Annotated in this window: 11 protein-coding genes; 4 read left to right on the forward strand and 7 right to left on the reverse strand. The window is 72.7% G+C overall.

Annotated features, from left to right (window positions below; genetic code table 11):
* Nucleotides 1-91: 91 nt before the first annotated feature.
* The 3 genes from NAEX_RS09620 to NAEX_RS09630 are packed head-to-tail and all read left to right on the forward strand — an operon-like array spanning nt 92 to nt 2100.
* Nucleotides 92-556, forward strand: a complete 465-nt coding sequence (locus tag NAEX_RS09620) for a DcrB-related protein (RefSeq protein ID WP_096327210.1) — start codon at nt 92-94, stop codon at nt 554-556.
* A 1-nt stretch (nt 557) separates the two neighbouring features.
* Nucleotides 558-1631 carry a PAAR domain-containing protein gene (locus NAEX_RS09625; RefSeq protein WP_096327211.1) on the forward strand — a complete coding sequence of 358 codons (1074 nt, stop codon included), beginning with the start codon at nt 558-560 and terminating at the stop codon, nt 1629-1631.
* Between the two features lie 4 nt (nt 1632-1635).
* Entirely contained in the window at nt 1636-2100 is a 465-nt protein-coding gene (locus NAEX_RS09630; protein WP_096327212.1) for a hypothetical protein, read from the forward strand.
* A 95-nt stretch (nt 2101-2195) separates the two neighbouring features.
* Here NAEX_RS09630 and NAEX_RS09635 read toward each other — a convergent pair whose 3' ends face one another.
* Together NAEX_RS09635 and NAEX_RS09640 are read right to left on the reverse strand one after the other, a co-directional pair.
* Nucleotides 2196-3953 carry a CFI-box-CTERM domain-containing protein gene (locus NAEX_RS09635; RefSeq protein ID WP_143140957.1) on the reverse strand — a complete coding sequence of 586 codons (1758 nt, stop codon included), beginning with the start codon at nt 3951-3953 and terminating at the stop codon, nt 2196-2198.
* 208 nt (nt 3954-4161) lie between these two features.
* Nucleotides 4162-5034: a hypothetical protein gene (locus tag NAEX_RS09640; RefSeq protein WP_096327214.1), complete on the reverse strand. Its 873-nt coding sequence runs from the start codon at nt 5032-5034 to the stop codon at nt 4162-4164.
* Nucleotides 5035-5161: 127 nt separating this feature from the next.
* Between NAEX_RS09640 and NAEX_RS09645 the strand changes: the two genes are divergently transcribed.
* Nucleotides 5162-6769 (forward strand): serine/threonine-protein kinase, encoded by a 1608-nt coding sequence (locus NAEX_RS09645; RefSeq protein ID WP_096327215.1) that lies wholly within the window; start codon nt 5162-5164, stop codon nt 6767-6769.
* 134 nt (nt 6770-6903) lie between these two features.
* Here NAEX_RS09645 and NAEX_RS09650 read toward each other — a convergent pair whose 3' ends face one another.
* The 5 genes from NAEX_RS09650 to NAEX_RS09670 form a co-directional block, all read right to left on the reverse strand.
* A complete protein-coding gene (locus tag NAEX_RS09650) occupies nt 6904-7587 on the reverse strand; it encodes a hypothetical protein (protein ID WP_096327216.1) in 684 nt (227 codons plus the stop codon).
* Nucleotides 7588-7776: 189 nt separating this feature from the next.
* Nucleotides 7777-7959, reverse strand: a complete 183-nt coding sequence (locus tag NAEX_RS09655) for a hypothetical protein (protein WP_096327217.1) — start codon at nt 7957-7959, stop codon at nt 7777-7779.
* Nucleotides 7960-8516: 557 nt separating this feature from the next.
* Complete coding sequence (gene recN / locus NAEX_RS09660) at nt 8517-10250, reverse strand: DNA repair protein RecN (protein WP_096327218.1); 1734 nt, start codon at nt 10248-10250, stop codon at nt 8517-8519.
* Nucleotides 10251-10289: 39 nt separating this feature from the next.
* A complete protein-coding gene (locus tag NAEX_RS09665; protein WP_096327219.1) occupies nt 10290-11207 on the reverse strand; it encodes an NAD(+)/NADH kinase in 918 nt (305 codons plus the stop codon).
* On the reverse strand, nt 11207-12148 hold the full coding sequence (locus tag NAEX_RS09670) for a GGDEF domain-containing response regulator (RefSeq protein ID WP_170135598.1): 942 nt from the start codon (nt 12146-12148) through the stop codon (nt 11207-11209). Before NAEX_RS09670 ends, NAEX_RS09665 begins: the two co-directional genes overlap by 1 nt.
* Nucleotides 12149-12292: the final 144 nt, after the last annotated feature.

Genomic DNA, 12292 nt, shown 5'->3' on the forward strand with positions numbered 1-12292 from the left:
GATCGCGCGCTCAGCCGTGGCGCATGACTCCGCGGCGTCGGGCTGATATCGTCGCCCCTCCGCGCGACGCGACGCAGGTGGCGGCGAAGACATGAAGACGGACGAGACGATGAAGGACTTCGAGGAGATGTCGGCCGGCGAGGGCATGTTCCTGCCGATACCGAAGACTTGGGGCAAGAAGGCGCTCGTCGCATTCACCAACGGCCACGAGGGCGAAGACGGCGCGAGCGTCGTCGTGCGCGTCGAATCGACCGACGCGCGGACGAAGCTGCCGCGCTTCGTCGACGGGCTGATGATCGAGCTGGCGCGGACGCTGCCGGGGTTCGCGCTGATCGAGCGGCGCGACACCAGGCTCGGCGGACAGCCGGCGCTCGAGATCGAGTTCACGTGGACGGCCCAGGGCGTCGTCTACCGGCAGACCCACACCAGCGTGATGTACGCCCCCGGGCAGGTCGCGTGCGTGATCACGTCGGCCGCGCTGCGCCGCCTGCCGGAGTTCAAGGAGACGTTCGAGGCGGTGCTGCAAGGCGCACGATTCACCCCGGCGGTGAAGTGACATGACCGGAGCAGCCGTCGCACGCGTCACCGATCCGATCGAGCACAGCCCCGGGCTGCTCGGGTTCGCCATCGGCGCGGTGGTCGGCGCCGTCGCGGTCGTGGCGATCGCCGTGGCGACCGCCGCGACCGGCGGCGCCGCCCTCATCGCCCTGGCCGCCGCCGGCGCGGTCGGCGGCGGCATCGCCGGCGAGCTGCTCGCCCGCGCCTTCGGCTCGAACATCACGACCGGCGCGCTGACGCAGGGCTACGAAGACGTGCATGTCAACAACCGGCACATCGTCGCGGTCGGTCGCAAGGTCGAACCGTGCTGGTTGCCGATCGTCTTCCCGCACGGCGAGACCGCGGTCGTCGAGGGCAGCGGCACGGTCCTCGTCCACTGCGCGCCGGTCACGCGGGTCGGCGACCAGCTGCTGTGCGACGCGATCGTCGGCGCCGGCTCCCCGAACGTGTTCGTCGGCGGCCCCAAGCACCGCGTCAAGGGCACGGAGAAGGGGCTGCTCGACTTCATCCTGCCGCGCCTCGGGTTCGTCATGACGGCGACGACGATCGCCGTCTACCCGGCGTCGGCGCTCGGCTCGCTGGCCGCGGTCGGGCTGTACCAGTCGGACTACGGCACCTACAAGGCGATCAACACGGCCGTCGGCAACGCCCTCGGCGTCGACCCCGGGTACGCCGCGATCGGCATCGAGCTGACCCTCGGCATGATGGGCGGGGCCGCGGCCGGCAAGCTGCCCCGCGTCGGCTCGTGGAACGCGACCAGCTCCGTCGCCCGGTCGCAGTCGTGGCAGCGCTACCTCGCCAGGAAGGCCGCCGAGGGCAAGACCCCCTGGTCGTACCAGCGGTGGTCGCAGAACTGGACGCACCTGGTCGGCAAGCAGGGCGTCCGACCCGGCATGACGCGCAACCAGCGGCTCAACAAGTTGATGACCTCGCTGATGTCGGCCGGCCCGCTCGAGCTCGGCACCCCCGACCTGCTCGGCGCGCTCAACTCGGCGTTCCAAAAAGCGATCGAGACCAAGCCTCCCGAGGGCCACGACTGCGACACGTCGTGGCATGCTCCGGCGAGGGGATGAGGCCATGGCGCACACGGACGACGACGAGATCGACGACCTGCTCGAGAGGTTCATCGTCGAGGCCGACCTGGCCGGACGCTGGCTGGAGCAGCACTTCATGCCGCCGCGGCTGATGTTCTGGCGGCAGAAGCTCGACTTCAGCCGCGAGTCGCTCGCCAAGCTGGCGCCGGTCATCGCCGAGACGCTGGCCTCGAACACCCCGGGCGCGCTCGAGGAGGTCGCCCGCCGCGTGGCCCAGTACCTCGGCGAGACGATCCAGGCCCACGCCCGGTCGTTCTGGCAGCGGACCGACGACCGCTTCGAGCTCCGGATCGAGCGCGCGAGCGGCCGCGTCGACGTGCTGCCGATCGCCGAGCCGATCGCCCGCCTGATCCTCGCGGTCCGCAGCGGCGACCCGAAAGCCGCCGACCTGCTCGGGGAGGTCTTCGACGACGCGGTCCGCGACGGCGCCCCGCCGGTCGCGCGCTGAACGGCGCCACGGATCCCGCGGAGCAGCCCCGGCCGAGACGAACGCGCCATCGCCTCGCTCTCGATCAGCCTGCTCTTCAGGACATGTCCCGAAGCTCACCCGCCGGCCGTCGCCAGCAGCGCCGCGTCGGCGACCGGCTGGAGCACCACCCGGGCCAACCCGCGCAGCAGCGGCTCGCGGGCGATCACCCGCGCGAGCGGCGGGCTGTGGGCGTAATAGAAGCGGATCAGGTCGACGCCGGTCGGCGAAGTCTTGAGAAAATCGTCGCGGAACGTCCGCAGGGCCGCGACCTGGGCCGTCCACGGCGCGCCCCAGGCGGCGGTAGCGAGGAAGCAGAACGTGTCGACGGTCTGGAACTTCTGCGCCTCGGTGGTGATCTGCGCCGTCACCAGCGGGCTGCGGTTGGTGCATGCGTCCTCGTAGCGGACCGCGAACTGGTAGGTGTAGTCGCCCCACAGCTCGCCGATCTCGACCGACACCAGGCCCTCGGTGGTGTTCAGCTCGCCGGCGGCGAAGGTCGACTGGTGGGCCGCGCCGAGCAGCTCCTCCGTCAGCGGCGCGTTGCTGGCGATCGAGTACACCTGGACTTCCTTGAGCGCGATCGTCGGGTCGGCCGGCGGCGGCAGGCGGAAGCTGACCTGCACGCGGTCGAACGACTCGCTCACCAGCGCGAGGTCCTCGACCGGCGCCAGCGCCTGGACCTGCGCGCACGTGCCCCAGCCGTCGCCTGGATCGTCCTCGGTCGTGCTGCCGGCCCCGGTGACGCCGTCGGACTCGCCGTCGCTGTCGCTCTCGCCGTCGCCTGTGGTGCCGCCGTCGCCCGGGCCGCCGTGCGAGTAGACGCCCCAGCGGAACGTCTCGCCGTTCTTGGTCATCACCTTGAGGCGATCGGCGCCGCTGCCGTTCGCGGTGCTGATGGTCGCGTCCGGCGGGTGGAGCGTGCCCGTCGCGCCGTTCCAGTCGGCGTAGCCGGCGTACTCGGAGGTGCCGCGGAAGCCCTTGGTGAGCGGGTCGAACGGCACCGCGTAGACCACCGCCGGCTGGCCGAGGTACTCGACCCCGTAGGCCGAGAGGTCGGGGTCGACGTAGTGGTCGGTCTCGCGGTCGAAGCTGTACGAGGCGTTCTCGTCGGCCTCGAGGTTGATCTCGAGATACGCGGTGAGCGGCGGCTCGGCCATCGCCTCCGGCCGCACCAGCACCGTCACGAACGCCGCCTGCTCGCCGGGCGGCGTCGCGGCCGTGACCGCGTCGAGGTCGTTGAGCTCCGCGTAGGTCTGGATCTCCTCGGCGTCGAGCAACGGGTCGAAGCCGAGGATGTCGTTGCGCGGCGGGTACCAGCTGATCTCGCCGCCCGGGTCGAACTGCCCCTTGTCCGAGTTGAACACCTTGGGCGACGGGCAGGTCATCGTGTCGACCGAGATGATCTCGTGCTCGGGCGGCGACAGCGGGCGGCAGAAGTACGGCTCGTCCGACGAGGTGTTCTCGTGGAAGCCGAGCGAGTCGAGGTCGCCGGGATCCTCGTCGTGCAGGATGATCTTCGGGTACGTCTTGCCGCGGCGGTGGGCCCACACCGGCAGCACCGACGTGCGCGGCCCGTACGGCGCGCGCCAGCTCGACAGGAAGTTCCAGATCCCCGGCCGGTTGCCGATGCCGTACTTGCCGACCGCCTGGGTCACCATTACGTCCTGGACGTACTTGCCCTGCGCGTCCTCGAGCCAGATCGCGATCTGGGCGCCCGGGACCGGCGTGAAGTGGAACTCGACCAGCACCGGCTCGTCGGCCGCGGCCGCGCGCGGAGCCGGCGCGAGCGCCAGCAGGAGCGCGGCCATCGGGAGCGTCAGCGAACGCGGCACAGGGCGACGATAGCACAGCCGGCCGCGGGCCATCGCCGACCGCGACGACCTGGGTCGCGCGAGTCGCGGCGATGCGGCGTGGAGCCGCGACCTCGACGCGCTCCCGCGCGGTCGATGGGCCCGGACGTGGAAGGCCCGGTGACGTGACGATCCAGCGACCCGCGAGCCGGCCGGCCCATCACTCGCGCCGCGACGCGAGCGGCTCGCGTCAGAACCGCAGCACCCACGAGAGCCCCGCCGAGCGCGGGCCGAACGTGGGAGTCACCGCCCACCGCTCGGCGGCGCGGCGCCTCAGCCCGATCCCCAGCATCGCCGCGCCAGCGGCCAGCAGCGCCGGCGCCAGGATCACGCCGACCGTGGCCATCGCCGACGACGACCGGCCGCGGCGATCGATCTCCGCACACTCGCCGGTCGGGTCGCTCGGCGGACACGCGTTGGCGGGGTCGTCGTATTGCCGCTCCGCCTCGCGGGCGCGCACGAAGCCGCCGGCGAACAGGCCGAGGCTGGCCAGGCCGAGGCCGAGCGACACGCCGCCGCCGATCGTCAGACCTCGCCACGGCTTGGCCGGCGCCGGCGCGTCGACGGGGTCGCTCGAGCCCGACGACGGCGACGGCGGGTCCTGCGGTGGCGCGGGCGCGACGGCGGCGTCGCTGGCGGCCCGGAACTGGTCGCGCGTCTCGGCCACCTGGGCCGGCAGCGGCTCGCCCGGATAGGCCGCGGTGAACTGCGCCGCGTAGCCGTCGAGCACCGCCAGGCCCTCGCGCACGATGTCGATGCCGGCGCCGTTCTGCACCGACTTGCGATCGCCGTCGGCGATGTAGCTGTAGACCGCGGCGCGGTTGTCCTTGTTGTCGGACGACTCGCGCAGGCGCTCGACCGCGGCGCTCCACGTGCGCGCGGCCGCCAGGTACTCGCCGCGATTGAACCGCTCCTGCCCCTCGCGGAAGCCGCGATCGAACGCCACCAGGTCGTCGGCGGGGGCGGGGGCCGCGGTGGCCACGACCGGCCCGAGCGACAGCGACGCGCAGAGGGGCCAGGCGAAGAGCCTCCCGCTGCGCCCTCGCACGCGACCGCGTACCATGCCGCGAAACCTAGCACATCCCGTCTGCGGCCGCGGCGATGCGTCCTCGGGATCGCGCCGCGCACTATTGCGCCTCGCGAGCGCCCCGCGTTGAAGCCGCGCGCGCATCGGTGGTAGACAGCCTGAAATGGTGCCTGACCGCGACGCGCAGGTGATCGGCACGGTGCTGGAGAACCGTTACCGCGTGCTCGGCCTGCTCGGTCGTGGCGGCATGGGCGACGTGTACCTCGGCGAGGACATGCGGCTGAGGCGTCGCTGCGCCCTGAAGCTCCTCCACGCCAGGCTGGCCGAGGACCGCACCAGCGTCGAGCGATTCCTGCGAGAGGCGCAGATGATCGCCTCGCTCGACCACCCCAACATCGTCGACATCTACTCCTTCGGCGAGGAGCCGTCCGGGCTGGTGTTCTTCGCCATGGAGCTGCTGCAGGGCGAGGACCTCGACGCCCGCCTGCGCCGCCGCGCCGAGCACCCCTTTTCGCCCCACGACGCCTGCGTGTGGGCGATCCAGATCGCCCACGCCGTCGCCTGCGTCCACGACAGCGGCCTCATCCACCGCGACCTCAAGGTCTCCAACGTGTTCTTGGCCCGGCGCCGCGACGGCGGGGAGATCTGCAAGCTGCTGGACTTCGGCATCGCCCGCGCCGAGGACAACTCCGAGCTGACCGAGACCGGCGTCACCCTCGGCACGCCGAGCTACATGTCGCCGGAGCAGATCCGCAACGCCAACCTCGACCGCCGCAGCGACATCTACTCGTTCGGGGTGGTGCTGTTCAAGCTGCTGACCGGCCGGGTGCCGTTCACCGGCGAGCCGATCCAGGTCGCCATGCAGCACTGCGAGGCCCTGCCGCCGGCCCCGTCGAGCCTCGCCCCGGCCGCCGGCATCTCGCCGGCGCTCGACGCCATTGTCCTCAAGGCCATGGCTAAAAAGCCAGGTGACCGCTTCCAGTCGATGCAGGAGGTCGGCCAGGCGCTGACCGACCTCCTGCAGCGCGAGGCCCCGGCGCTCGCGCCGGTCGCCGCCGCTCGTCCGCCGCGCGAGCCGCAGACCCCGACGCTCCAGCCCGCGTACACGGACTCGAGCCGGCGCGAGGCCGTGACCGCCGCGTCGCACGACGCCGCCACGCCCGGCGAGGGCACGCAGACCAGCCCCACCGCCGTGTTCGCGCCCCCGCAGCCGCGGCGCTCGCGGCCGTCGCTCGCGCTCGCCGGCGCCGGCCTGCTCGGCGCGGCCGCCGTCGCCCTCGCGCTCACCCGCGGCGACGCGCCGCCTCCACCGCCGGTCACCGCCCCGCCGCCTCCCGTCGCCGCGCCCGCTGCGTCGCCTGAAACCCCTTCACCCGCCAAGGCCGAGCCGCGGCCCCCGGCGGAGCCGCGACCCGAGCTCGATCCGCCGCCGCCGGAGCCCGCACCCGAGCCCCCGCCGGCCGACGAGGCCCTCCCGCCGCTCGAGCCCGAGGTCGCGCCCCCGCCCGCCGTCGAGAAGAAGAAGGCCGTCAAGCCCGCGGCGCCGCTCGACCCGCTGAAGCAGGTCGAGCGCAAGGCCCAGAAGTGCCGCAAGGCCCACGGCGCGGTCGGCGGGCCGAAGATCGTCATCGACTACGCCGTCGGCCTCGACGGCAAGGTCACCCGCTCGGTGCCCTCCGTGCACGACGCCCTCGGCAAGTGCCTGGCCGAGGCGGTGCTGTCGACCCCCTTCGAGCCCAAGCTGGCGCTCGGCCGCAAGGTCTCGCTGTGACGGCGGGCTTGCTGCTCTCGAGAGCATGTCCTGCATAACATGCTCCCTTGGCCATGCTCTAAAAAACATGTTTTTAAGTACATGCCGATGTCCGAGCGCCCGCTCGTGCCGCTCGCGCCCGCGTGCAGCTCGGCTCAGGGCGACTTGGCCTTGGGCCCGCAGTGGATGATCGACGAGTCGAACGAGTCCTGGATGATCTTGTCGCGGGTGGCCTGGTCCTTGACCGTGTCGAGGCTCGGATAGAACTCGCGGTAGACCGCCAGCGCCGTCTTGCAGTCGCCGGCGCGGCCGAAGCAGGTGGCGGCGGTGTGGAACAGCGCGCGCGGGCTGTCGCGGATCTGCGAGTCCTCGGGCCCCTGCGGCTTGACCTTGGGGATCAGCGCGCGGGCGACGTCGAGGGCCGCCTTGCAGTTCGCGACGGTCTTCTTGTTCATGTACGCGCCGTCGAACAGGTCGAAGTAGGCGCGCAGCAGGCGGTCGCGGTCGGTCGAATCGCCCTCGCGGCAGCGCATCGACGCCAGCGACTCGGCGGTGGCCGTGGCCCGCTCGGGGTGCATGTTGGTCTCTTCCTGGTACCACCGCGCGATGCGCTGCTTGCCCTCCTGGCAGCGGCCGGTCAGCATCTCGCACATGCCGCGGGTCACGGCCAGGCGCGCGTCGTACTTGGCGTCGATGGCGTGGATCTTGTCGAGGTCGGCGAGGCAGCCCTTGCCGTCGTCGAAGTTCATCTTGCGCGTGGCCGAGGCCACGAGCTCGCCGATCTCGGCCGTCTGCGGGGCGTACGGACCGGCCGGCTGGTCCGGCGGGGTCGCCTGCACCGGCGGCTGACCGGGCGGCGACGCTGCACCGGCGCCGCCGCAACCTTGTCGTCACAGTTGCACTTGCACTCGCACGGCGGGCACTTGTCCTCGGCGTGCGACGGGCGGACGTCGCAGGCGACGGAGCTCCACAACAACAACAACAACAACATCGACCCCAGGGAGCTCCGTCGCGCGCGCATCGTCACCTCATTTCGCGGCGGTCTTCGTGGCGCACTTCTTGTTGCCCGGGAAGCCCTCGAACGACTGACGGGCGATCTGCTCGGCCTGCGCCTTGTCCTTCATGTCGGGCAGGCGCTGGGCGATGAAGTCGTCCTTGAAGATCGCAAACGCCCGCTCGCAGTCGCCGGCGCGGCTGAAGCAGCTCGGCACCCACGCGTAGTGGTCGCGGTGGACCGCTCTAGAACATCATCCGGGCCGCTTCCGCCCCAACATCGGGGTGCGCGGACACGGAGATCGCCGCCCGCGGCCGGCCCCTCTCCCGGGCCCGGCCGTAATGCGAGATCTGGCCCTTATGCCATGTCTCTATGGACATGCCCATCCAGACATCGCGCCCCGGCGAGCGCCCGACCTGGCACCCGACGCGAGCGCGCCATCAGGGCCGGGCGGACACGCAGCTGCGCGGCCCCCCCTAGCGCGCCCGGCAGCCCCCCGCGCGGCCGAGAAAACATGTCCTTCCGGGCATGCGAACCCGTGGTCGGGGACCTCCGCGGAGGCGCGGGGCGAAGCGCCCTGTCCTTCGGGACATCTCCCGTCCGTCGCCCCGAGCCCGCCCCCGCGGTGAAGGTCTATCCTTCGGGACACATGGCACCGCGCGAGGACCTGCGCGCTCGACGTACGCCCGCGGGCCCGCTCGATCGGGCGTGCCCGCGGGGACATGCCCATCCAAGCATGTCCCGGAGGACAGGTCCTCGAGCACGCGCCGCCCCTCAGGACTGCGCCTGAGCGCGCCGGCCGGTGCGCGGCTCTTTCTTGCGGGTCGGCGTCGCGCGGGCCTCGGCGATCAGGGCGTGGGCGTGTTCGCGGGCGCTGGTGGTCACGCGCGAGCCGCCGAGCATGCGGGCCAGCTCTTCGACGCGCTCCTCGTCGGTCAGCTTGACCACGCGGGTGATCGTGCGACCGGCCTGGGTGTGCTTCTCGACGCGGAAGTGGGCGTCGGCGAACGCGGCGATCTGCGGCAGGTGGGTGATGCAGAGCACCTGGCGCTGGCGCGACGCCGCGTACAGGCGGCGGCCGATCGCCTCGGCCACGGCGCCGCCGACCCCGGCGTCGACCTCGTCGAACACGTAGGTCGTGACGCTGTCGCCGGTCGACAGCACGCTCTTGATCGCCAGCAGCACGCGCGACAGCTCGCCGCCCGAGGCGACCCGGTTGAGCGGCGCGACCGGCTCGCCCGGGTTGGCCGAGAACATGAATTCGACCCGGTCGAGCCCGCGCGGCCCGAGCTGCCCCGGCGGCAATTCCTCCACCCTGGCCTCGAGGCGCGCCCGCGGGATGTGCAGCGCCGCCAGCTCGGCCTCGACCGCGCGCGCCAGCCCCTCGGCGGCCGCGGCCCGGCGCGCGTGCAGCTGCCCCGCCCGCTGCAGGCACTTGCCCAGCAGCTCCTGCTCGCGGGCGTCGAGCGCCTCGAGGTGCGAGTCGGCGTGCTCGAGCTGCGACAGCTCCTCGCGCATCGCCGTCAGCTTGGCCGGAAGCGCCTCGAGGTCGCCGCCGTGCTTGCGCTTCAGCGTCTCGAGCTCGTGCAGGCGCTCCTCGACCTGCTCCAGATCACCTGGCTCGAAGGACATCTCGTTGGCGAACCGGGCCGCGGCCGCGGCCGCCTCCTCGCACGCCACCTGGGCCGCGACCAACTGCTCCTGGATCTCCCCCAGGAGGCGCGAGCTGTCGGCGCCGCGGCGGGCCTCGTCGAGCAGGATCGCCAGGCGGCCGGCGATCGCGTCGTCGGACTCGTACAGCACGTCGTGGGCCTGGCGGGCGAACGCGGTCCAGCGGTGGGCGTCGCGCAGCAGCAGCGCCCGCTGGCGCAGCGCCGCCAGCTCCCCGGGCTCCGGATTGACGCGCTCGATCTCCTCGATCTGGAAGCGCAGGAAGTCGGCGCGCGCCGCCCCTTCGGCCGCCCGCCGGCGCAGGTCGGCCGCCGCCTGGGCCGCCGCCTGCCACGCGCGGTACTGCTCGGCGTAGGCCGTCGCCTCGGCGTCGAGGCCGGCGTAGGCGTCGAGCAGGTCGATGTGGCGGGCGACGTGCGTCAGCGAGTGGTGCTCGTGCTGGCTGCAGATGTCGATCAGCTGCTCGCCGACCCGCTCGAGCATCCCCTGGGTGGTGAGCACGGACTGGACCACCGAGCGCCCGCGGCCGGCGCGGCCGACCACGCGCTCGAGCACCAGCGCCTCGCGGCCCTCCTCGATCCCCAGCTCGTCGAGCGCCGGCGCCAGCCGCCGCAGCGCCCCGGCGTCGAGCTCGAACTGCGCGCTGGCCCGGGCCGCGTCGGCCCCCTGGCGCACGATCTCGGCCCGCCCGCGGGCCCCTCGCAGGAGCGCCAGCGCGTCGACGATGATCGACTTGCCCGCGCCCGTCTCGCCGGTGAGGACGTTCATCCCGCGCCCCAGCTCGAGGGCGACGTCGTCGAGCAGCGCGAGCCCGCGGATGTGCAAGTAGCTGAGCACGACGGCGCTATAGCATGCGCACCGCCGCGCGTCAGCGCGTCAGCGCGTCCGGCCGCCCATCCCGGCGCTCCAGCCCAGCTTGGTGGCCAGGACCCGGAACACGCTGTACTCCGGGGGGCACAGGCGCAGCGGGTCCGGCGCGGCGTCGATGACGACGCGGTCGCCGAGCTCGAGCGACACGCTGGTCTGGCCGTCGATCGTCAGGAAGGCGCCGCCCTCGACCGGGCCCTCGTAGGTGATCTCGATCAGCGACGCGGCGTCGACGACCACGGGCCGGTGCGTGAGGCTGTGCGGGCAGATCGGCGTGATCGTGAAGGCCGTCGCCGACGGGGCCACGATCGGGCCGCCGGCCGCCAGGTTGTAGGCGGTCGAGCCCATCGGCGTGCAGACGATCAGCCCGTCGGCCTTGTACGTGGCCATGAACTGCCCGCCGACGTCGGTCGCCAGCGAAAGGAGCCGCGGGAACTCGCCGTGCTTGATGTACGCGTCGTTGCAGGCCGTCTCGCGCAGGAACACCCGGCCGCCGCGCTGCAGCTCGACCTGCATGCGCAGCCGCGGCTCCCACGCGAGCTCGCCGTGGACCGCCGCCGCCAGCCCGATCTCCCCCTGCTCCGCCTGGTACGCGGTGAGGAAGCCGAGGTCGCCGAGGTTGATGCCCAGCACCGGCACCCCGGCCTCGGCCGCCCACCGGCTGGCGCGCAGCAGCGTGCCGTCGCCGCCGAGCGCCACCACCAGGTCGCAGTCCTCGGCCAGCCCGTCGCAGTGCGGCACGACCTCGGCCCCCTCGCGCCGCAGCGCCTCGGCGCCCGCGCCCTCGGTCAGCGCGCACACTTTGACCGCGACCGCGTGCTCGCGCAGCCAGCGGGTGGCGTTGAGGGTCGCCTCGAACGCCCGCGCTCCGTCGCGCGGATAAAGGAGGACGCGGCGGACCGCGGGGATGGGGACACGCTTCGACATCAGTCGTCGGGCGAGTAAAGGTAGCCCTGGTGCTGGAACAGGCAGATCTTGCCGCCCGACTCGCGCCGGGCCCGCTCGAGCGCCGCGTCGACCAGGTCGAGCAGGTCCTGCAGCGAGCGCGTGTCCTTGTTGGGATAAAACGACACCCCGATCGACACCGAGAACCCGCCGGCTGCGGCGGCGCGGGCCGACGAGGGGTGGAGGAGCGGCCGCCTCGCCTCGCGCGCGACCCGCTCGGCGACCGTCAGCGCCCCCGGGAAGTGAGTGTTCGGCAAGATCAGCAAGAATCCGCGGTCGTCGGTCCGCTGCACGAGGTCGATCTTGCGGACGTTGCCCTCGATGATCGCGTGCAGCGCCGGCGTCAGCTCGACCGCCGGCCGCGCGCCCTCGCCGCCCTCGTCGACCTCGACCCGCAGACAGGCCAGCGGATCGCTGTAGCGCTCGGCCCGCTCGAACTCCTCCTGGAGGCGGCGGCGGAACTCCTCCGGCGCCAGCTCGACCCGCCGCGCCCGCGGCCCGTCGCCCTCGGCGCCGTCGCCGAGCGAGAACTGCGCCCGCGTCCGCAGCAGCACGTCGATGCGGGCGCGCAGCTCCTCGGGGTTGTAGGGCTTGCCGAGGTAGTCGTCGGCGCCGCTGCGCAGGCCCTCGACGCGGGCGTTGACCGAGTTGCGGGTGCTGACCATGAGGACCGGCAGGAACCCGCTGGCCTTGGCCTTGAGGATCCGGCACACCTCGAGCCCGCCGATCTTGGGCATGACCACGTCGAGCATGACCAGCGCCGGGCGCTCCCGGTTGTACAGCTCGAGCACCTGCTGGCCGTCGGTCGCCTCGACCACGGCGAAGCCGGCCTCGGTGAGCACCGCGCGGGCCACCGCGCGATCTCCCGGCGAATCGTCGGCCACCAAGATCTTCACGCCGGAGCTGGATTGGGCCGCCGTCACGCCGTTCAGCTCACCTTCAGGCCCACCGGGCCGTGACCTTCGGACCCGCGGGGCCGAGGGAATGGAGTCTGCCCGCAAACCACGGGCTCCAGTATGGCCGAGTCGCCGGCGTGGGCCCAGCCCTCCCCGCGCCGGCGGCCCCGG

Source organism: Nannocystis exedens (assembly GCF_002343915.1).
In the GTDB taxonomy this organism is placed as follows: domain Bacteria; phylum Myxococcota_A; class Polyangia; order Nannocystales; family Nannocystaceae; genus Nannocystis; species Nannocystis exedens.